We start from the raw sequence: 21,527 nt of genomic DNA, 5'->3' as shown, positions 1-21,527 counted from the left end.
TTGTCCCGTGAATATACACGAAAAATACATGCTGCGGTGCATTGAATTGGGCAAAAAAGGGCTTGGTAGCAGCGCACCCAATCCTATGGTCGGTAGTGTGGTCGTGTACGAGGATAAAATTATTGGGGAGGGGTTCACAAGTCCCTATGGCGGTCCCCACGCAGAGGTTAATGCCATTGGCTCAGTTAGGGATAAACAGCTGCTTAAAAAGTCAACTTTATATGTGACATTGGAGCCTTGCTCCCATTATGGCAAAACTCCTCCTTGCGCAGATTTGATCATTGAATCGAAAATTCCGGAGGTCGTTATTGGAATACAGGACCCACACAAAAAAGTTGCCGGCAAGGGAATCCAAAAGTTGTGGGATGCAGGGTGTAAGGTCACCATTGGGATATTGGAACAGGAATGCAAAAACCACCATAAACGATTTTTGACTTTTCAGGAAAAAAAGAGACCCTATATTGTACTAAAATGGGCTGAAACCTCGGATGGCTTTATCGCTCCGGACAAACGCCTTCGGAACGAAAGTCCAGAACCCTTTTGGATCACCAATCCGTATTCCAAACAAACGGTGCACCAGTGGCGAACAGAGGAACAGGCCATTCTTGTAGGTACTAGCACAGTATTGGAGGACAATCCCAAGCTTACGGTACGACATTGGGCCGGAAAAAATCCGATTAGAATCATATTGGACCGACAGTTAAAAATTCCATCCGACTTCCATGTTTTGGACGGGAGTGTTGAAACCATGGCGTTTACCGAATTTGATGATTCTTCCCAATATGTGGATGGGGTTACCTACAAACTTTTGGATTTTAACCAAAGCTTGCCCGGGCAAATTTGCGATTGGTTGCACAAACTTTCCATATCCAGTGTCCTAATAGAAGGAGGTTCCCAGACGCTTCAGGGATTTATTGATGCCAAACTGTGGGATGAGGCACGTATTTTTACCGGGGACACCACCTTTGGTTCGGGAATCCGGGCTCCCAAAATTTCCGGACATACCCTTACATCAACAAACTTATTATCGGATAACCTAACACTATTGATCAATGATTAAGAACATTATTCTGGATTTTGGTGATATTTTCATCGATCTGGACAAACCTGCCACCGCAAGGGCCATGAAAAAATATGGTTTCACCAAATTGACCCCGGATTTGGAAACCCTGTTCAATGCTTATGAAAAGGGAGAGATGGATTCCCCTTCCTTTCTAAAACAGGTTTCTAAATATTTTCCAGATGCTACGGAGGACTATTTGATAGATGCCTGGAATGCCATCTTAAAGGACTTTCCGAAAAGCCGTTTGGATTTTGTGGAACAGCTGGGCAAAGAAGGGCGCTATCGATTGTTCCTATTGAGCAATACCAATGACCTCCATATAGAATTTGTGAGAAACCGGATTGGAAAGGAGAATTTTGCTCGATTTGAAAATTCGTTTGAGGTATTCTACCTGTCCTATGAAATGGGCATGCGGAAACCCGATGCGGAAATCTTTGAATTTGTTTTGAATACCCACAACTTGGTGCCGGAGGAAACCCTTTTTGTGGACGACACCAAAGAAAACACGGACACTGCGGCTTCCTTGGGCATACAGGTTTGGAACCTACAAGTTGGCAAGGAAGATATTACCGAACTTAAAAGACACCTTTAATGTTAGATCTGCTGTTCAGTGTACTCTGCACCAGTACCATTTTTGTTGTATTCAAATTGTTCGACACCTATAAAGTACAAACTCCCTATGCCATTGTAGTGAATTATGTGGTGGCCTTTACCGTGGGGATTTGTTTGTATGAAGGGACTGTCAATTTTGGGTCAATTTTCAATGCTTCCTGGTTTTGGGGTGCCATGGGCCTGGGCATTTTTTTTATTCTCATCTTTAACTTGATGGCGAGGGCTTCGCAGGTGGCTGGGGTCTCGGTGGCTTCGGTAGCTACCAAAATGTCTTTGGTGATTCCGGTCATGGCCGGGGTCATCCTCTATAACGAAAAACTTTCCGCCCTTCAAGTTGTGGGCATTCTTTTAGCATTGGCAGCGGTTTATTTTACCTCCATTAAGGAGAAATCCATGGTAATTTCCAAAAAAGCCCTTTTGCTTCCCCTATTGGTGTTTCTGGGTTCCGGGATTATCGACACCAGCATCAAATATTTTGAAGAACGGCATGTGGCCCCGCAGGAGGTGGCCATTTTCTCGGCCATGCTCTTTGGTTTTGCCGCACTTTCAGGTTTTGTGTTCATTGGGTACAAGGCCACTCGTGAAACCGTTGGCATCAATATCAGAAATGTTCTCGGAGGAATTTTTCTGGGTGTCCCCAATTATTTTTCCATATTCTTCTTGCTGCGCGCCCTTCAAAATGAAAGTTTGAGCAGTGCCGCAATTTTCACGATCAACAACGTGGCCGTGGTTATGTTGTGCACCCTATTGGGGATTTTAATGTTTAAGGAGCGATTGAGTCCCAAAAATTGGGGTGGAATTGCTTTGGCAGTTTTAAGCATTGTTCTAGTTGCCCTTTTCTGATGGAAGCTGACGTATACAGAACATTGGAAAAACCCTCTGCGGAAATTTTGTTCAAAGACAGAAAAAGCAAATTCTTTGGCTATGCCTTTCCCATCGATTCCGAAGCTCAGGTCAAACCTTTGATAGAAGCTTTACGAAAGCAACACCACACGGCCAATCACGTTTGCTACGCCTGGCAATTGGGTACACAGAAAGTGTTGTACCGGGCCAATGATGACGGAGAACCCAATAATTCGGCAGGAATGCCCATTTACGGGCAAATTCAGTCATTTGAAGTGACCAATGTGTTGGTAGCCGTTGCCCGAATTTTCGGAGGAACCAAGTTGGGGGTTGGCGGCCTTATCCAAGCCTATCGGATGGCTGCACAAATGGCGCTTGAAAATGCAACAATTATCGAAAAAATTGTGACATCCCATTTTCAACTGGATTTTGACTACCCTCAAATGGATCAGGTTATGCGTGCCATCAAGCAAAAGAACCTAGCCATAATTTCCCAAAAAATGGAGATGGGGTGCACCGTGGTAATCTCTGTGAGACAGGGGAGCGCCGACGCGGTTTTTGGAATGTTCCAACAAATGCACCGGATAGCCGTAAAAAAACTGGATTAGGGATTCAGTTTTTCAAGAATATAATCGGGGCATTTCATGGGCTTATTGTTCTTTTGGTCCATGAAGGCCAACACGGTATTGGCCTCAGCCAAGAGTTCCTTGTTTTGGTTAAAGATTTTATAGTCAAATTCTATCTTTACCAAGGGTATTTTTTTAAGGCTGGTTTGCACGGTTAGCAAATCGTCGTACAGCGCAGATTTTTTATAATTGATTTGTAAGGAAATTACAGGTAGTATGATACCATTTTCCTCCATTTCCCTATAAGACACCCCCACTTCCCTTAACCACTCTATCCTTCCCATTTCCAAGTACGGTACATAGCTTGCGTGGTGTACTACGCCCATCTGGTCGGTTTCCGCGTATCGGACGCGAAAAGAAAATGAATTTATCCGCATATATTAACTGAAAAATTATATATTTAGAGGCTCTGTTTACGTTAGTGAAACATGCGAAAAAAAAACAAAATATTCAATGGCAAAATCATTTTTTTTTTCAAAGTTTTGTTCACATATTTGTCGCATCCAACGAGCATCCTGTAACCCTTTGATGCTTTGACCTAGAGCAACAAGGCTAACCATTAAACTAAGGAAAAACTTTTATGAGTGTTACTGCAAATTCCGTGTGGAACAACTGTTTGGCTTTTATCCAAGATAATATCCAACCGCAGGCATTCAAAACATGGTTTGAGCCTATTAAGCCCATCAAGTTAACAGACAGTGCGCTTAGCATTCAAGTTCCCAGTAAATTTTTCTATGAATGGTTGGAAGAGCATTATGTTAAATTGCTCAAAGTTGCGCTTACCAAGGAACTGGGAAACAACGCCAAACTTATCTACATCATAAAGATGGAAAATAAGTATGGTAACAAGGAACCTTTTACGGAGCAGATTCCGAGTGCCAATAGGACCGCCGTGGAACCACAGGAACTCGATGTTCCCATTACTTCCAAAAGTCCCGAACTGAAGAATCCTTTTGTGATTCCAGGTATTCGCAATATCAAAATAGAGTCCCAATTAAATCCCAACTACAATTTCGAGAATTTCTTGGAAGGGGATTCCAACCGCTTGGCCCGATCTGCGGGAATGGCTGTCGCCAACAAACCTGGTGGTACCTCTTTTAATCCGCTGTTGGTATTTGGAGGTGTAGGATTGGGAAAAACACACTTGGCCCATGCCATTGGCGTGGAGATCAAGGATAAATACCCCGAAAAGACCGTACTCTATATTTCTGCGGAAAAGTTCACACAGCAGTATATTGAATCTGTAAAAAAGAATACCCGAAACGACTTCATCCACTTTTATCAGCTTATTGATGTGTTGATCATTGATGATGTGCAGTTTCTTTCTGGAAAATCCGGTACGCAAGATGTATTCTTCCATATATTCAACCACTTGCACCAAAACGGCAAGCAAGTGATCCTAACATCGGATAAAGCTCCTGTAGACATGCAGGATATTGAACAACGCTTGCTTTCCCGTTTCAAATGGGGCCTTTCTGCAGAATTGCAGAGCCCGGATTATGAAACTCGGGTTTCTATCCTAAAGAACAAGCTTTACCGAGATGGGGTTGAAATGCCGGAAGATATCATCGATCATGTTGCCAAGAACATCAAAACCAATATTCGCGAATTGGAAGGGGCCATTATTTCCTTGATTGCCCAGTCTTCTTTCAACAAACGGGAGGTTACCTTGGAATTGGCACAACAGGTGGTTGAAAAATTTGTAAAGAATACCAAACGCGAAGTGTCCATAGATTACATCCAAAAAGTAGTATCCGATTACTTTGAAATGGATGTGGCCACCTTGCAATCCAAAACCAGAAAACGCCATATTGTGCAAGCAAGGCAATTGGCCATGTTCTTTGCCAAAAAGTTTACCAAGGCCTCTTTGGCCAGTATCGGTTCCCAAATAGGGAAGCGAGACCATGCCACAGTATTGCACGCCTGCAAAACTGTGGATAATTTGGCCGAAACCGATAAGCAGTTCAGAAAATACATCGAGGATCTGAACAAGAAATTCTCCTAATCCCTATTTCATGAAAACCAAGGTGTTAATGGTTTGCCTAGGCAACATTTGCAGATCACCTTTGGCCGAAGGCATCCTAAAATCCAAAGTGGATGAAAACTTGGTGTTTGTGGATTCCGCCGGGACTGCCGGATATCATGTGGGCAATCGTCCCGACGAACGGTCCATAGCCGTTGCCCAAAATCATGGGATCAACATAAGTCACCAGACCTGCAGAAAATTTGAGGCTAGCGATTTTGATGAATTTGATTTGATCTATGCCATGGACCTTAGCAATTTCTCGAACATCTTAAAACTGGCGAGGCATCCTGAAGATGAAAAAAAGGTGAAATTACTTTTGGACGAAGTGGATCTGGGGTTCAACGAAGTTCCAGACCCCTATTACGGGGGTCCTGACGGTTTTGAAAATGTCTATCAAATGGTTGATTTGGCTTGCGAGTCCATTGCCAAAAAACTAAATTGATCCCATGGAAGAAAGCAAACCTGGCCTAGTTTTGGGCAAAGTCTATCTGATTCCCACAACTTTGGGAGACAACGCCCCTCTGGAAGTTTTGCCTATTTCCATAAAGCGCACCATCGAAAACATAGATTACTATGTGGTGGAAAACGAAAAAACAGCCAGGCGTTTTATCAAAAAGGTAAGTCCGAACAAACCCCAACCGAACTTGCAAATAGAAACTCTGAACAAGTACACCGACCCCGCTGTCATTCCTTCCTATCTTGACCCCTGCATCAGTGGTCATAGTATTGGAGTACTATCCGAAGCGGGTTGCCCGGGTATCGCAGATCCAGGAGCGGCAGTGATCAAGGTTGCCCACGAGCGGCGCATTCAGGTGGTTCCCTTGGTAGGGCCATCGTCCATTTTAATGGCAATGATGAGCAGTGGGATGAATGGTCAAAACTTTGCCTTCAATGGGTATTTGCCCATGGACAAAGCGGAACGCAAAACCAAACTAAAACAGTTGGAACGGCTTTCCAGCGAAAAGGGGCAAACACAAATTTTTATGGAAACCCCTTATAGAAATGAAAAGCTACTTCAAGAATTGACCCGGGTACTCCATAAAAACACCCGCTTGTGCATCGCCACCGATATTACCCTACCAACGGAGTTCATACAAACCAAAAGCATCCATGAGTGGAGCGAATTGGACTTGGATTTAAATAAAAGGCCAACAATTTTTATCATTCAGGCATAAAAAAACCCAAGGTGACACCTTGGGCTTCTTCATACTATTTATACACTATCCAAACTTATATTTTGGCATTCTTTTTTTGTTCAATGGCACAGGTGTCAAATCCTGAGAATTTTCTCATATAGTAGGAAATGCTACTACCATAAGCATCGGCCACATCGTTCTTTCCGTAGGAGCGCAAGTACTTTTTAACGTTACCTGCTCCAGCCAAATGTGCTGCGGCCAACATTCCGGATTCGGTGATTACCGTACCTCTTATTTTTTTACCGTTATACAGTTTAATATACCTTCTAAGAATCCACTTGTTTCTAGCAATATTGGCTTCAAAAACCCTTTCCTGCAATTCCGGATTCTTCAAAAAGCTTTCGGAATTATAAACTCCCAATAACTTAAGCGTTCCAACTCCAAACTGGTATTTTCCCAAATACCCCAAGGTATTTATAACGTCATATCTTCCTTGCGACTCTTTAAATGCCAAGGCTTCTTTAAAACCATTAAAGGCATTCCCCAAAAAGGGAGGAGATACTAGGTCGTCTTCCTGGATTACCACAGGTTCTGGGAACACAGTGGCCTCCACATTGATTCTTGCTATTAACGCGTCCGGTACATTGTACTCCACCTTATTGGAAGTGGTGTACGAAACAAAACTTGTCAAGAGCACAATCATGGCAAGATGCAGTATAAAACCAATCCATCTTTTCATAATTCACATATTTAATTTTTCAAAGCAATTATGCTATGAGATTAAATTTGGCCGGCAAATATAGGGGGAGACTTTATTTTAACAATGATAAAGCTCATAAGAATTTCTTAATTGTGGCCCAAATAACGTTAAAAGGCTGAAAATAAACGGTAAGCAGTACTATCTGCGCACATTTTGTTGGTTGAGCCAACGAATGTATTGCACCTTATTTCGGTTGTGCTGCGCCAAAGTTTCGGCGAAAATGTGGTATCCAAAGTTGGAAACATCGGCCACAAAAAACAGGTAATCGTGTTTTTCGGGATTTAGTACCGCCTTAATGGAAGAAATATCCGGCATGGTAATGGGACCAGGGGGTACACCGGCATTTTTATAGGTGTTATAGGGTGAATCTATCTCCAAGTCCCTATAAAGAACCCTTTTAATTATGGTGTCGTAGTTTCCTGTCTCCTTTTTGATGGCAAAAATCACCGTGGGGTCTGCCTGAAGCAGGATTCCTTTTCTAATTCTATTCAGATAAACGCCTGCAACTCTTGGGCGCTCATCCGACTTTACAGTCTCTTTTTGCACGATGGCAGCCAGGGAAATTACTTGGGCAGGGGTCAAATTTTGTTTTTGGGCCTTGGCCAATCGGTCTTCCGTCCAAAACTTGGTGTATTCCCTGTGCATTCTATCCCGAAATCCCTCAGCACTGGTATTCCAAAAGAATTCGTAAGTATTGGGAAGGTACATGGCCAGTTTGGTGTCGCCATCAAAACCCGCTTCGGTCAAAAATTGGGAATCGTCAAATGCTTGCGCCAAGGAAAGACTATCCGCTTCTATTTGTTCGGAAATCCTACCCGCCAGTGCGGCTACCGACTCTTGGTTGTTGAAGGAAACGCGAACCGGAACATTTCGACTTCGAAGGGAATTAATGATGTCGTTATTGTTCATTCCCTTTTTAATGACATACTTCCCTCCTTTTATATTGCTGGAATATCCTTTACGGTCTGCCACTGCTTCAAAAGTCGACAAATCCTGGACCAAGGGCTCCAAGCTAGCCTTCACCTCCTCCATAGTAGCATCTGAGGCAATATAGACGAAAGCCTCCTCATTATTGAATTGCGTATTGGGACTAAAAATGGCGGTATATATTTGATAGGCTATGAAACTGCAGATCACAAGACCTAGAATGGCAGTTGCCCAGAGCACTCTTTTAAGATGCATTGGTATTGATTTTTTGGAACATCAGTTCGTTTTTGAAACCTTTATTGGTTCTGACCCATTCCTTTTTAATTCCAATGTGGTCAAACCCAAGTTTTACAAACAAATGGATACTTGCTTCATTTTCTTCCAAAATATTGGCATACAACTGGTGCAAATCCAAGGTGGAAAATGCATATTCACAGAGTATCTCGATAGCTTCGGCTCCCCAACCCTTGTTCCTATCGGCCGGATTGGCAATCACGACTCCCATTCCGGCCCGTTTGTTTTTGGGATCAAAATCAAATAAATCGATCAAGCCCACACATTGGTCATCTGGGGCACAAATGCAAAGTCGCAATTGTTTAACATCGTAAATATCCCGATGGGCATTGTCCAAATAAAGTCGAAGTACCTTTTTGGAATACGGTTTAAGGGTTCCACTGATTTCCCAAATGGAAGTGTCGTTTTCCAGTTGGTACAAAAAATCCAAATCCTTGGGTTCCAAAGCCCTTAAATAGATGTTTTTTCCCTTTAATTCTACCATGACACTTTACCGTTAAAGACCATTTTGGCCGGCCCTTGAAGAAAAACATCGGTATAAGCACCATTTTGCTGTTCAAAACTAATGGTCAACTTTCCTCCTGGGGTATCTATATGTACGCGATTGGAAGCCGTCCTACCCGTTTTGTGCATGGCAATGGCCACCGCCGTGACCCCTGTACCACAAGAAAGGGTTTCATCTTCCACTCCACGTTCGTACGTTCTTACATTAAAGGAAGTAGCATCGGATTGCTCCACAAAATTGATATTGCTGCCCGTTTCCCCATACAAGCCATAACGCAATTTGGCGCCTTCCTTCTTTACATCGAAATCTCCCAATCCCTCAATCAATTGCACATGGTGGGGCGACCCGGTATCCAAAAAACTATAGACTTCTTTCTGACGGATCTCGGAAACGTCGTGCATTTTTAAGGTTACAATATCTCCTTGTATGGTCGCGGTGTGGATTCCATCAATGGCATGGAAGGTGGTTTCCTCACCGATCATTCCAAGAAAATGGGCAAATGCCACTGCGCATCTCCCACCATTACCACACATGCTCTGACTTCCATCTGAATTGTAATAATCCATATAGAAGTCCGATTTCGTATCATTTTCCAATAAAATCAAACCGTCTGCTCCCACCCCAAATCTACGATCACAAAGCTGTGTTATAATTTTGGTATCGTTTTTGGGAAAGAGTTGTTGTCGATTATCAATAATTACAAAATCGTTTCCTGTGCCCTGATATTTGAAAAATTCTATCTGCATATTGCTCTGCAAAGGAACAAATATAGCGCATTCTTTAAGGATTTTTTTGTAGTTAAAAACGAGTTAAACCGACAAAGCCATTATTAGATTCATTTAATTTTGTTAAAGCTAAATGTTAAATTATTATTGAATTATGAAGAGAATAGCCAGTTTATTCCTGGTAAGCTTGTTTGCCGGGGCCATTACTTTAGGAGCTTATAAATTATTTTTCGAGGAAGACCATTATAAATGGGTGCAGGCAGATCAAGACACACCTGTGTTAAGCACGAGTAACCTATCCACCTCGGCCAAAGGTGCCGGGATCAATGAAGTGGATTTTACCATAGCAGCAGAAAAGACCGTAAATGCGGTGGTACACGTGAAAAACATGAGCACCAATAAAGGGTCCAACAGCCTTTCTGATTTCTTTTACGGTTTTGAACGGCAACAGACTCCACAGATTGGGACAGGTTCTGGGGTTATTATCTCTCCTGACGGGTACATTGTCACCAATAACCATGTGATTGCCAATGCCACCCAACTGGAGGTAACCCTAAACAATAAAAAAACGTACGAGGCCAAGGTCATTGGCGCGGATTCGGATACCGATATTGCACTGTTAAAAATTGATGTTGACCGTCCCTTGCCCTATTTGGCCTTTGGGGATTCGGACAATTCCCGGGTCGGGGAATGGGTGCTCGCCGTTGGAAACCCGTTTAGCCTTACCTCAACGGTTACGGCAGGTATTGTAAGTGCCAAAGCCCGTTCATTGGGAAGAAACCAAAGTTTTATACAAACAGATGCCGCTGTAAATCCAGGCAATAGTGGTGGCGCCTTGGTGAACACCAATGGGGATTTAATCGGTATCAATACCGCAATTACATCCCAAACAGGGTCTTATGTTGGTTATGCTTTCGCCGTACCTAGTAACATTGCTAAAAAAGTGGTGGAGGACATCATGGAATTTGGGAATGTACAGCGTGGGCTATTGGGAATCTCAGCAGCCAATGTAAATTCCAGGGCCGCCATGGAATTGGGCTTGGACGAAATTGAAGGGGTATATATCTCCCAAGTTTCGGAGGATTCTGGGGCTGCAGAGGCCGGGCTCCAAGAAGGCGATATTATCAAGCAAGTTGACGACATTCTTGTTCGCAAATTCTCTGAGCTTACTGGATATCTTTCTTCCAAGAGACCTGGAGATACCGTTGACGTAATTGTGGACAGGGAGGGGAACAAGTTGACAAAGAAAGTCACCTTGAAAAAACAACAGACCGTTATTTTGCCTACAACAGGATTCATGGTAAAAAACCTTTCGGACGATGATAAAAAGACCTTTGGGGTCAAAAAAGGTGTCAAGATCATTGATGTTCCAGAGGGTTACGAACGATATGACCTCAAAAACAAGGTCATCATTGCGGTTGATGATAATGAAGTAGCGAATATTAATGATGCCCAAGAGCATTTTGGGGAAATCTCAAGATATGGTCGCACAAGCTTCACTATGATCAACGAAAAAGGAGAAAAGGAACGATTAATTTTACAATAATCCATATTCTTTGGAAGACTTTGAAAAGCACCCCGAGTGGGTGCTTTTTTATGGCCCGTTCCTTTTACGAAAACGTTTGAAATCTATACTTTTGCCAAAAAATATTGTAACCGTAATCGACAACCATGAGTGACATCAAGTCCTACGAAAAGGAATTGGCCTTCCAGGCGGACAGAAGAAAGGCAACCACCGAATTCATAAAAATCATTAGTGATCTGTGGTACGATAAAGCTATTGAGGTGGTACTTTTCAAAAACCAAATCATTGACAAAAATGTCAGTGATATTATCAACCTGCACGAGTATGCTGGAGAATTTGTGCAAAAGCCCATTTCCATCTTCGATTCTGTTGAAATTTTAAGGGCCATCAATGATATTAGCCTTCCACCAGCCAAACTGGATATTGGAAAACTCACCTACGAATACCATTCCGAAGACAATACCCATCTCAATGTAAAGGCTTTTGTACTGGAAAAGCTCAAAGATGCCCAAGCAACCAAAGAAATCAAGCCCAAAGATGTGGTCCTTTATGGCTTCGGACGAATTGGCAGATTGGTCGCTCGGGAACTTATGGCGAAAACCGGTAGAGGTAGCCAGTTAAGACTTAGGGCTATAGTAGTGCGCGGAGAGATTTCAGAAGAAATATTGGAAAAACGCGCCGCCTTATTAAAAACGGATTCGGTTCACGGGCAGTTCATGGGAACGGTGGATGTCGATGCTGCAAATCATGCACTGATCGTCAATGGTACCACTGTAAAATTTATAAGTGCGGACAAACCAGAAACCATTGATTATACCCAGCATGGTATTTACAATGCCTTGATTATAGATAACACCGGAGCCTTTCGGGACAAGAAAGCGCTTTCCAGACATTTGGAATCCAAAGGGGCGAGTAGAGTGCTGCTTACCGCACCGGGAAAGGAAGTACCCAACATAGTGCACGGAGTAAACCATACTGAATTTGACCCTGAAAAAACCAAGATCTATTCTGCAGCTTCGTGTACCACCAATGCGATCACTCCTATTTTAAAGGTGGTCGAAGATTCCCTGGGCATTAAAAAAGGGCATTTGGAGACCATTCATGCATATACCAACGACCAGAACTTGGTGGACAATATGCACAAAAAATATCGGAGGGGTCGTGCAGCAGCCCTAAATATGGTTATTACGGAAACAGGAGCAGGCGCAGCGGTGGCCAAGGCGCTACCCTCGTTAAAGGGAAAATTGACCTCCAACGCCATTCGCGTACCAGTACCCAATGGTTCCCTAGCCATTTTAAATCTTGAGGTGAAGCACAAGACCTCCAAGGAAAGTCTGAATACCATTTTAAAAAAATACGCTTTGGAAGGCGATTTGGTGGAGCAAATCAAATATTCGCTGAGCAATGAACTTGTTTCTTCAGACATCGTGGGAGCCTCTGCCCCCTCTATCTATGATAGCCAAGCTACCTTGGTTTCTGCCGATGGAAAAAGTGTGGTCCTATATATATGGTATGACAACGAATATGGATATTCCCACCAAGTGATCCGATTAGCCAAGTACATTGCCAAGGTAAGACGCTATACCTATTATTAGTACTTTTTTGGGGAGGCAGGTTTCGTCTGGTCTGATTTTCTTTTGAATTTTAGTTAATTGGTGTAATTTCGCCCTACCCTTTATCTAAATTTAATAGAACATTGACCATGAAAAGATTACGTTTTATTTTCGTCCTAGCCTTACTGACCCCATTGTTTACGCTTTCGGCACAACAAAACAACCAAGAGGAAGACCCTTCCTTGGTAGGCCAGTTTCAACGATTGGAAAAAAAGTCTGGAAACTACCGAGCCAACGGCATTCGCTATGAGGTGATTCGCCTTGTGGATTTGAACAGGATCAAAGAGAATATTTTTGATTCCATCAATACGGCCAACAAGACCATTAAGGACCTATCTGCGACAATAACCAATAACAAAGCGGAAATAGAGGACCTCAACACCAGGTTGCAGGATACTTCCAACAATCTTAGAACCGTAACCACGGAAAAGGATAGCATGTCTTTTTTTGGAGCGCAGGTGAGCAAGGGCACTTATAAGCTGATCCTGTGGGGGATTATTGTTGGGCTATTATTATTTCTTCTCCTATTCATCTACAAATTCAGGAACAGCAACGTGCTTACCAGTCAGGCCAAAACCGCCTTGGCAGACCTGGAGCAAGAATTCGAGGAACACAGGCGACGTGCCTTGGAAAGAGAGCAAAAAATTAGCAGACAACTACAAGACGAGCTCAACAAAAACAAAAAATAGCATCCCGCTGCTGCCCGCATCATGATCAAACAAGCCACAATAGCGGATATCGACCTCGTTACTCCCCTATTTGATGCTTACCGGGTTTTTTATGGGCAAGAATCTGATATGGAAGCTGCCAAAAATTTCCTTTTAGAACGTTTCAATAATGCGGAAAATGTTGTGTTCCTGGCTTTGGAAAACGAAGTCCCGGTAGGATTTACCCAGCTCTATAGAACCTTCTCATCCGTTTCCATGCAGCCCTTCTATATTTTAAATGATCTGTTCGTGGCACCTGAATTTAGGAAAAAGGGGGTTGGTGAGGCCTTGTTGAACCATGCCAAGACTTTCTGTAAAACCAGAAACTACAAGGGGCTTGCTTTGGAAACCGCTATCGATAATCCTGCGCAGAAGTTGTACGAACGACTGGGTTGGAAAAAGGACGAGAGCTACTTTCACTATTTTTGGAGCAACCCAAAGTAGGGTATCAACCCTGCATACTTTATTTTTGTGCCCATGCGGATAGATATTATCACGGTATTGCCAGAGTTGATGCAGAGTCCATTCAATGCCTCCATCCTTAGCAGGGCCAAGGAAAAAAACCTTGTGGAAGTTCATTTCCACAATCTCCGGGATTATACTGTTGGAAATTATAAGCAGGTCGATGATTATCAGTTTGGAGGTGGTGCCGGAATGGTGCTCATGATAGAACCCATCGATAAATGTATTTCCGGATTAAAGGCAGAACGGGAATATGATGAAATCATTTATATGACCCCGGACGGGGAAACTTTGAGCCAGGGAATCGCCAATGAAATTTCCTTAAAGAAAAATCTGATCATCCTCTGTGGTCACTATAAAGGAGTGGACCAACGGGTCCGGGATATGTTCGTGACCCGCGAGATCTCCATTGGAGATTATGTGCTCTCTGGAGGAGAGTTGGCCGCTGCTGTGCTTTGCGATGCGGTGATACGCCTGCTACCGGGCGTGTTGAACGATGAAACCTCTGCACTTACGGACACTTTCCAGGATAATTTATTGGCACCGCCTGTATACACACGTCCATCTACCTATAAAGGAATGGAAGTTCCCAAGATACTTTTGAGCGGCGATTTTCCTAAAATTGAGAAATGGAGGGAAGATCAAGCCTTGGAACGCACTGAACAAAAAAGACCCGATTTATTGAAATAGTTATGGAAGATTCTAATATGTTGTTTTATGGACTTGGAAGTTTTTTGGGCGCTTTGGCCCAGTTAGCAGTTATTGTAGGTTGTATAGTTTTAGTGGGTAAACGAAAAAATACGGCCACCATTCTTATGTTGGTCGCGAGCATTTTCTCCCTCTTTTTTATGATTGGCAATATGTTATGGTCCGTGATTGCAGGCCAATATGGGACCGAAGCCATTTTAACTTGGTCCAAGCTTGCCGCCGTTTTGGGGCCATTGCCCTACATCCTTTTTGCAATTGGATTGTTGCTGTATGCAGTAAACCACGTTAAAAAACAAGGAAAGGTCTAAGATTGGTTTCAAAAATTGAAAAACCGCTTGTCAATTATAAATAATGCATTACTTTTGCAATCGCAAAATTAACCTCTGACGAAACTCGTGAAAGTTGATCTTGTAAAACGTTAAAAAAACATTCCATGGAATCTCTAATAAAATTTGTTGAAGACGAATTTGTTCCAAAAAAAGACTTCCCAAAATTTTCTTCCGGTGACACCATTACCGTGTACTACGAAATTAAGGAAGGTGAAAAAACACGTACGCAGTACTTCAAGGGTGTAGTGATCCAAAGAAGAGGTACAGGCGCAACAGAAACCTTTACCATCAGAAAAATGTCCGGAACAGTAGGTGTGGAAAGAATTTTCCCAATCAATATGCCTGCGTTACAAAGGATAGAGGTCAACAAAAAAGGTAAAGTACGTAGGTCAAGAATCTTCTACTTTAGAGGCCTTACAGGTAAAAAAGCACGTATCAAGGAAATTAGGGGATAAGCCTCTCCGCCTTGAAAACAAGATAAGCACCCAATTGGGTGCTTTTTTTATGAACAATTGTTAATAACCATGGTTCATAGGTTGTTGATTTTTAATTGCTTGCAAAATTTGGATATCTGGGAGTTTATTATAATTTAGTCAAACAAATATGAAGGAGAGCAATCAAATTTGTATTTGTTTTTAAAGTTGACGTTCTTTAAAAAACTGATGTTTCCCTTTGAAATTGGTAACACTACTGATCACAAAAGGAATTTCGAAAGAGGGGAAGCTTCGGCGGAACCACAAGAGAAATGATGGGCCCTATGTGCGGGCGAGAGAGCAATTTTTCGTTTTGATAGGGTTTAGGAAACTATTAGGATACTTTACAAGATGTTGTTTAGTTGCATAATTAAGAACATAGTGTTGAGTAAACGTCAAAGGAGCAACGGATGCAATCAATGGTTGCAATTTTGCGGCAACGCAGAATAAAATCTTTTAGCTCTTTTCAGAAAGCCATATCAATGTTTCGACATAGGTATGGCTTTTGTTTTTGTAATCCCTCCAATAATCACACTTTTCATCAAATCCCTTGGTATAGCAACAGCCATAAATTGTATATTTGCACCGCTCGAATAAAAACACCTAAATGGCGAAGATTTTTTATACCAAGACAGACGAAGCCCCAGCCTTGGCAACCCAGTCTTTTTTACCCATCGTAAAAGCCTTTACAAAAACTGCAGACATTGAAATTGAGACCAAGGATATCTCCTTGGCCGGTAGAATAGCCGCGGTTTTTCCTGAATTTTTAAACGAAGCCCAACAAATCTCCGACGATTTGAAAATTTTGGGGGATTTGGCCAAAACGCCTGAGGCCAATATCATCAAATTGCCAAACATCAGCGCCTCTATTCCTCAGCTGAAGGAAGCCATTGAAGAATTGCAACAAAAAGGGTACAACCTACCCAACTACCCAGACGAGCCACAGACCGATGCCGAAAAGGACATCAAAGCCCGATACGACAAAATTAAAGGTAGCGCCGTTAACCCAGTGCTCCGCGAAGGAAACTCGGACCGACGTGCACCCAAAGCCATAAAAAATTACGCCAAAAAGAATCCACATACCATGGGAGACTGGTCTTCAGACTCCAAGACCCATGTAGCAACCATGGAGCATGGGGATTTCAGAAGCAATGAAAAATCATTGACCATGCCGCAAGCGGATGACATCCGCATTGAATTGGTCGATGCCAATGGAAATATTACCGTCCTTAAGGAAAAGGTTGCGCTTCAAAAAGGTGAAGTTATAGATGCCACTGTGATGAGCAAAAAGGCTTTGGTAGATTTCCTCGCAAAAGAAATTGCAGATGCCAAAAAAGAGGGACTTCTGCTTTCGTTACACTTTAAGGCAACCATGATGAAGGTTTCCGACCCCATAATCTTTGGTCATGCCCTGGAGGCCTACTTTGCCGATTTGTTCGACCAATATGCCGACACTTTTGAGGAATTGGGAATCAATGCCAACAACGGACTTGAAACCCTATTGGATAAACTTCAAGAGCTTCCTGCGGAGACGCGACAAGAAATTGAAGCGGCCATTGCGAAAAACATTGAAAATGGTCCGGATTTGGCCATGGTCAATTCAGACAAGGGTATTACCAACCTCCATGTTCCCAGCGATGTGATCATTGATGCCTCCATGCCAGCCATGATCAGGACTTCGGGCAAAATGTGGAACAAGGATGGACAATTGCAAGATACCAAAGCCATAATTCCAGATAGCAGCTATTCTGGAGTGTACCAGGCCACTATCGATTTTTGCAAGGAACACGGGGCGTTCGACCCTACTAAAATGGGAACCGTGCCCAATGTGGGTCTAATGGCACAAAAGGCCGAAGAATATGGCTCCCACGATAAAACTTTTGAGATTCCTACCGCCGGAACGGTCCGTGTAGTGAGTACTTCCAGCAATCAATCCTTGATCGAGCATCAGGTAGGAGAAGGAGACATTTGGAGGATGTGCCAAGTGAAGGATGCACCAGTTCAGGATTGGGTAAAACTAGCGGTGTCAAGAGCCAGGGCCACCAATACCCCTGCCGTCTTCTGGTTGAACAAAGATCGTGCCCACGATGCGGAGTTGATTACCAAGGTCAACGAATATCTAAAAGACCACGATACGGAGGGATTGGAAATTCACATCCTCTCACCAATTGAAGCAACAAAATTCACGCTCCAACGTGTAAAAGAGGGCAAGGATACGATTTCGGTTTCCGGAAATGTGCTTCGGGATTACCTAACTGATTTATTCCCCATTTTGGAAGTTGGAACCAGTGCAAAAATGCTGTCCATCGTACCTTTGATGAACGGGGGCGGTTTGTTCGAGACCGGCGCGGGAGGTTCTGCACCCAAGCATGTGGAGCAGTTTTTGGAAGAAGGCCACCTGAGATGGGATTCCCTTGGCGAGTTTTTGGCCCTTGGGGTTTCCTTGGAGTTCTATGGTGAAAAAGACCAAAATAAAAGGGCTACGGTATTGGCCGATACCTTGGACAAGGCCACGGAGAAATTCTTGGACAACGATAAATCCCCTTCCAGAAAGGTAAACGAATTGGATACGCGTGGTAGCCATTTTTATCTGTGCCTGTATTGGGCTGAAGAATTGGCCGGACAAAATGAAGATACGAACCTCAAATCCATTTTCGGCGACATCTACAAACAACTGAGTAGCAATGAAGCGAAAATTGCGCAAGAATTGATTGACGCCCAAGGTGCTTCGGTTGACATAGGTGGATATTATCTTCCAGATGCCGAAAAAGCTTCGAAAGCGATGCGTCCCAGCGAAACGCTAAACAACATTCTAGCAGGCCTCAATTAAAGTAATATCCATTTAAGAATCTGCTTTAAGGGAAAATTTCGAAAGGATAATTGACTATTTTAGACTATAGTTCCTAAATCGCTATAGTTTGAAAAAGAGTTTTCTCCTTCTCCCCATCCTCTTACTTATGTTGGGATGCGAGGAGGTTATTGATCCTGAACTTCCCACCTCACAAACTAGATTGGTAATTGATGCCCTTCTAGGTTACAATGGAGAAAATGGGGATCCCATAACTGTAGGAGAGGTAAAACTAACCCTAACCGCACCCTTTTTGGGCAATACGGTAACTCCGGCCTTAAATGCCCAAGTATTCATTATCGACGAATCCACTGGAGTAGTATCCGAAATATCGGAGGAGCAACCTGGTATTTTTGCTCGAGGATTCCCCAATCTTCGATTCAATAGGGATTATACCCTACAGGTAATCTACAACGGTGAGCTTTATAGTGCAACAGAGCGACTTGTGGAGTCGACTACCATCGACAATTTGGAGCAAGGTGATGGCTTCCTGTTCGACGAGCAATCGGAAACGGAGGTTAAGATTACCATTACCGACTTGCCAGGGAGAAGGGATCAATACCTATTTTCCTTTGGATTCGAAAATTTCCTTGTCATTGAAGATAGATTTTTTGAAGACGAGCAAATAACCTTCTCCTATTTCTATGAGGATATTCTACCAGGAAGATTGTTGGCTGTCTCCGTTTTTGGGGTAGACCAAGAATTTGCCAATTATGTAGAGCAGGTTTTGCAGCAAGCAGGGGAAGACAATGGTGGTGGCGGCCCTTTTACCGTTCCGGCAACAGTTCGAGGGAACATTGTCAATAGTTCCAACCCAGATAATTTTGCATTTGGCTATTTCGCTTTGTCCGAGTTTGACACGGCTTTCCTCACTATTCATTAGATGATAGTATTGCTTGTTTTATTATTCAGAAGTAATAACTACATTTAAGAAACTCAAACGCATGCTAAAAAGAAGATTGCTACTGCTTGCCCTGCTCATTCTACCCTTATGTTTTTTACATGCCCAGCGAAAATACACCCTTAGCGGTACCATTTCCGAAGGAAAAAGTAACGAGACAATGATTGGTGTTACGGTGGCCTTCCCAGAATTAAAGACGGGGGTCACCACCAACGAATATGGATTCTATTCCATTACCTTACCCGCGGGCAATTATGAGGTAGTAGTGAGTTACTTAGGTTTTCAGGACATAAAGCAGACCATTACCCTACGCTCGAATATCCGAAGGGATTTTGAAATGTACGAGAGCTTGGAAGAACTGGAAGAAGTGGTGGTTACCGATGACGCTGAGCGTTTGGACATACGAAAACCCCAAATGAGCGTTAACACCCTGGCGGTGCAGACCATAAAGCAAATCCCTGTCGTTTTGGGAGAGGCGGATGTCATTAAGTCGTTGGTTTTGCTACCGGGGGTTACCAATGCAGGGGAAGCTTCCTCTGGTTTTAATGTACGGGGTGGTGCTGCCGACCAAAATCTAATCCTTTTAGACGAGGCTACCATCTTTAATTCATCCCATTTATTTGGTTTCTTTTCTGTGTTCAATCCGGATGCAATAAAAGATGTAAAGTTGTTTAAGGGAGGCATTCCCGCAAGATATGGTGGCAGGGTTTCCTCCGTGCTCGAAATTTTTCAAAAGGAAGGAAATAGCAAGGACCTAAAAGTCCATGGTGGAATCGGGGCGGTTGCCAGTAGAATATTGGTAGAGGGCCCAATTACTAAGGACAGAACTGCTTTCTTGGCTGGTGGTAGGGCCTCTTATGCCCATTTGCTCTTGCCTCTGTTCGACGTGGACAACAAAGCGTATTTCTACGACCTCAACACCAAAATCAACCATAAAATAAACGAACGGAATAGCATTTATCTTTCCGGCTATTTTGGAAGGGATTTGTTCAGCATCAACGACAGTTTTGTGAATACCTACGGAAATGCCGTGGGCAACTTTAGGTGGAACCATCTGTTTTCGGATAAATTGTTTTCCAACCTTTCCCTTATCTATTCCGATTATTTCTACGGACTTGAGCTTGATTTTGTAGGGTTTGAATGGGACTCCGGCATCCAGAATTTTAACTTAAAGTACGACCTCAAACATTATATCAACGATAAGTTCCAAGTCAACTACGGAATCAATAATATCTATTATGTGTTCAATCCCGGGAAGATTGTTCCCAACAGCCCCGATTCTGGAATTGTTGAGGAGCAACTGACCAAAAAATACGCCAATGAAACGGCTGGTTATGTGGATGTGGAACAAAAGATTTCGGACAAGTTGAGTGTAAACTATGGCCTGCGGGTAAGCCTTTTTAACCGATTGGGCCAAGATGAACTTTTCGTCTATAGGAACAACCAACCTGTAATTTTCGACCCCTTCCAGCTTGTATACCGTGAAGCGGAACCCATAGATACCATTAACCCGGGACGGGGCCAGAATCTGTCATCATTTACAAACCTCGAACCTAGGGTCTCGGCGGCCTATGCCATGAACGAAAACAACTCCATAAAGGCCAGTTATACCCGTTTGGCCCAGTACCTCCATTTGCTTTCCAATACCAGCTCCCCCACTCCACTGGATGTTTGGACCCCCAGTGGCCCCTTTGTGGAACCACAATTACTGGATCAATATGCATTGGGTTATTTCAGAAACATTAAGAATGGCGCCTATACCTTGGAACTTGAAGGGTTTTATAAGGACATTCAAAACCGAATCGACTACATTGATGGGGCGGATTTAATAGCCAACAATGCCATAGAACAGGTGATTTTAAATGGAGAAGCCCGGGCTTATGGGCTCGAACTTTTGCTTCGAAAAAACGAAGGACGCTTTCGCGGATGGCTGGCCTATACCCTGTCCCGTTCAGAACAGCGCACTCCGGGAAGGGAAGCGGTTGTGGACAATGGCCGTTCCAATTTGGAGACTGGAATTAATTTCGGGGAATGGTACAGTACCCCCTTTGATAAAACCCATGATCTTGCCCTCTATGGTAGCTATGATGTGGGTGACCGATGGAATTTTAATGCCAATTTCGTTTTTCAAACGGGCCAACCCACCAATTATCCGGTTGGGCAATTTGAATTCCAAGGATTGGTAGTCCCGTTCTTTGGTTTGCGTAATCAAACCCGCTTACCCGATTATCACAGACTTGATATATCGGCCACGCTTAAAAACAAGCGGAAAAGAAACCGTGACTTTGAGTCTGAGTGGGTTTTTAGCATTTACAATGTCTACAACCGTCAAAATGCGGCATCCATCAATTTTAGACAGAATCAGGATACGGGAAGAAACGAGGCCATCCGGACCTCGATATTTGGGATAATTCCGGCCATAACCTATAACTTCAAGTTTTAAT

The 21,527-nt window shown here is 43.2% G+C and carries 22 protein-coding genes; 17 read left to right on the top strand and 5 right to left on the bottom strand.

Going from position 1 to position 21,527, the window contains the following annotated elements; genetic code table 11:
• The first annotated feature begins 7 nt into the window (after positions 1-7).
• From ribD to M3P07_RS04080, 4 genes are read left to right on the top strand one after another with little or no spacing between them, the layout of a single operon-like run.
• On the top strand, positions 8-1,060 hold the full coding sequence (gene ribD, locus M3P07_RS04095) for a bifunctional diaminohydroxyphosphoribosylaminopyrimidine deaminase/5-amino-6-(5-phosphoribosylamino)uracil reductase RibD (RefSeq protein ID WP_319946555.1): 1,053 nt from the start codon (positions 8-10) through the stop codon (positions 1,058-1,060).
• Entirely contained in the window at positions 1,053-1,655 is a 603-nt protein-coding gene (locus M3P07_RS04090) for an HAD family hydrolase (RefSeq protein WP_249968621.1), read from the top strand. Before ribD ends, M3P07_RS04090 begins: the two co-directional genes overlap by 8 nt.
• Positions 1,655-2,518, top strand: a complete 864-nt coding sequence (locus M3P07_RS04085) for an EamA family transporter (protein WP_249968620.1) — start codon at positions 1,655-1,657, stop codon at positions 2,516-2,518. The genes M3P07_RS04090 and M3P07_RS04085 overlap by 1 nt, the downstream gene beginning before the upstream one ends.
• Positions 2,518-3,126 (top strand): IMPACT family protein, encoded by a 609-nt coding sequence (locus M3P07_RS04080; protein WP_249968619.1) that lies wholly within the window; start codon positions 2,518-2,520, stop codon positions 3,124-3,126. The genes M3P07_RS04085 and M3P07_RS04080 overlap by 1 nt, the downstream gene beginning before the upstream one ends.
• Here M3P07_RS04080 and M3P07_RS04075 read toward each other — a convergent pair.
• Positions 3,123-3,521 (bottom strand): acyl-CoA thioesterase, encoded by a 399-nt coding sequence (locus tag M3P07_RS04075; protein WP_249968618.1) that lies wholly within the window; start codon positions 3,519-3,521, stop codon positions 3,123-3,125. The genes M3P07_RS04080 and M3P07_RS04075 overlap by 4 nt on opposite strands.
• A 203-nt stretch (positions 3,522-3,724) precedes the next feature.
• Between M3P07_RS04075 and dnaA the strand changes: the two genes are divergently transcribed.
• From dnaA to M3P07_RS04060, 3 genes are read left to right on the top strand one after another with little or no spacing between them, the layout of a single operon-like run.
• The gene (dnaA, locus tag M3P07_RS04070; RefSeq protein WP_249968617.1) at positions 3,725-5,149 is read left to right on the top strand and encodes a chromosomal replication initiator protein DnaA; all 1,425 of its coding nucleotides are present in this window, start codon (positions 3,725-3,727) and stop codon (positions 5,147-5,149) included.
• 10 nt (positions 5,150-5,159) lie between these two features.
• On the top strand, positions 5,160-5,612 hold the full coding sequence (locus M3P07_RS04065) for a low molecular weight protein-tyrosine-phosphatase (protein ID WP_249968616.1): 453 nt from the start codon (positions 5,160-5,162) through the stop codon (positions 5,610-5,612).
• Between the two features lie 4 nt (positions 5,613-5,616).
• Positions 5,617-6,345 (top strand): SAM-dependent methyltransferase, encoded by a 729-nt coding sequence (locus M3P07_RS04060; protein ID WP_249968615.1) that lies wholly within the window; start codon positions 5,617-5,619, stop codon positions 6,343-6,345.
• A 55-nt stretch (positions 6,346-6,400) separates the two neighbouring features.
• Here the strand turns inward: M3P07_RS04060 and M3P07_RS04055 are convergent, their stop codons facing one another.
• The 4 genes from M3P07_RS04055 to dapF all read right to left on the bottom strand — a co-directional run bounded on the left by M3P07_RS04055 (position 6,401) and on the right by dapF (position 9,538).
• Complete coding sequence (locus M3P07_RS04055) at positions 6,401-7,045, bottom strand: hypothetical protein (protein ID WP_249968614.1); 645 nt, start codon at positions 7,043-7,045, stop codon at positions 6,401-6,403.
• Positions 7,046-7,204: 159 nt separating this feature from the next.
• Positions 7,205-8,248 carry an endolytic transglycosylase MltG gene (mltG, locus tag M3P07_RS04050; RefSeq protein WP_249968613.1) on the bottom strand — a complete coding sequence of 348 codons (1,044 nt, stop codon included), beginning with the start codon at positions 8,246-8,248 and terminating at the stop codon, positions 7,205-7,207.
• Positions 8,238-8,771, bottom strand: a complete 534-nt coding sequence (locus tag M3P07_RS04045) for a GNAT family N-acetyltransferase (protein WP_249968612.1) — start codon at positions 8,769-8,771, stop codon at positions 8,238-8,240. The genes mltG and M3P07_RS04045 overlap by 11 nt, the downstream gene beginning before the upstream one ends.
• Complete coding sequence (gene dapF / locus M3P07_RS04040; protein WP_249968611.1) at positions 8,765-9,538, bottom strand: diaminopimelate epimerase; 774 nt, start codon at positions 9,536-9,538, stop codon at positions 8,765-8,767. The genes M3P07_RS04045 and dapF overlap by 7 nt, the downstream gene beginning before the upstream one ends.
• Before the next feature lie 133 nt (positions 9,539-9,671).
• On the opposite strand from dapF, the gene M3P07_RS04035 reads away from it, so the two are divergent.
• The 10 genes from M3P07_RS04035 (at position 9,672) to M3P07_RS03990 (ending at position 21,526) form a co-directional block, all read left to right on the top strand.
• Positions 9,672-11,063, top strand: coding sequence for a S1C family serine protease (locus M3P07_RS04035; protein WP_249968610.1), 1,392 nt, complete (start codon positions 9,672-9,674; stop codon positions 11,061-11,063).
• 125 nt (positions 11,064-11,188) lie between these two features.
• A complete protein-coding gene (locus tag M3P07_RS04030) occupies positions 11,189-12,637 on the top strand; it encodes a glyceraldehyde-3-phosphate dehydrogenase (protein ID WP_249968609.1) in 1,449 nt (482 codons plus the stop codon).
• A 107-nt stretch (positions 12,638-12,744) separates the two neighbouring features.
• On the top strand, positions 12,745-13,344 hold the full coding sequence (locus M3P07_RS04025) for a tRNA (guanine-N1)-methyltransferase (RefSeq protein ID WP_249968608.1): 600 nt from the start codon (positions 12,745-12,747) through the stop codon (positions 13,342-13,344).
• A 21-nt stretch (positions 13,345-13,365) separates the two neighbouring features.
• Positions 13,366-13,806, top strand: a complete 441-nt coding sequence (locus tag M3P07_RS04020) for a GNAT family N-acetyltransferase (protein ID WP_284042087.1) — start codon at positions 13,366-13,368, stop codon at positions 13,804-13,806.
• 33 nt (positions 13,807-13,839) lie between these two features.
• Positions 13,840-14,514 carry a tRNA (guanosine(37)-N1)-methyltransferase TrmD gene (gene trmD / locus M3P07_RS04015; protein ID WP_249968607.1) on the top strand — a complete coding sequence of 225 codons (675 nt, stop codon included), beginning with the start codon at positions 13,840-13,842 and terminating at the stop codon, positions 14,512-14,514.
• Between the two features lie 2 nt (positions 14,515-14,516).
• Positions 14,517-14,840: a hypothetical protein gene (locus tag M3P07_RS04010; protein WP_249968606.1), complete on the top strand. Its 324-nt coding sequence runs from the start codon at positions 14,517-14,519 to the stop codon at positions 14,838-14,840.
• Between the two features lie 125 nt (positions 14,841-14,965).
• The gene (gene rplS / locus M3P07_RS04005) at positions 14,966-15,316 is read left to right on the top strand and encodes a 50S ribosomal protein L19 (protein ID WP_249968605.1); all 351 of its coding nucleotides are present in this window, start codon (positions 14,966-14,968) and stop codon (positions 15,314-15,316) included.
• A gap of 625 nt (positions 15,317-15,941) precedes the next feature.
• Complete coding sequence (locus M3P07_RS04000; RefSeq protein WP_249968604.1) at positions 15,942-18,164, top strand: NADP-dependent isocitrate dehydrogenase; 2,223 nt, start codon at positions 15,942-15,944, stop codon at positions 18,162-18,164.
• Between the two features lie 88 nt (positions 18,165-18,252).
• A complete protein-coding gene (locus M3P07_RS03995; protein WP_249968603.1) occupies positions 18,253-19,065 on the top strand; it encodes a DUF4249 domain-containing protein in 813 nt (270 codons plus the stop codon).
• Between the two features lie 61 nt (positions 19,066-19,126).
• Positions 19,127-21,526, top strand: a complete 2,400-nt coding sequence (locus M3P07_RS03990) for a TonB-dependent receptor (RefSeq protein WP_249968602.1) — start codon at positions 19,127-19,129, stop codon at positions 21,524-21,526.
• The last annotated feature ends 1 nt before the right edge of the window (position 21,527 follow it).

The sequence above is a fragment of the Flagellimonas myxillae genome, assembly GCF_023502235.1.
Lineage (GTDB): Bacteria > Bacteroidota > Bacteroidia > Flavobacteriales > Flavobacteriaceae > Flagellimonas > Flagellimonas myxillae.
This window is presented reverse-complemented; position numbering and strand designations above follow the sequence as displayed.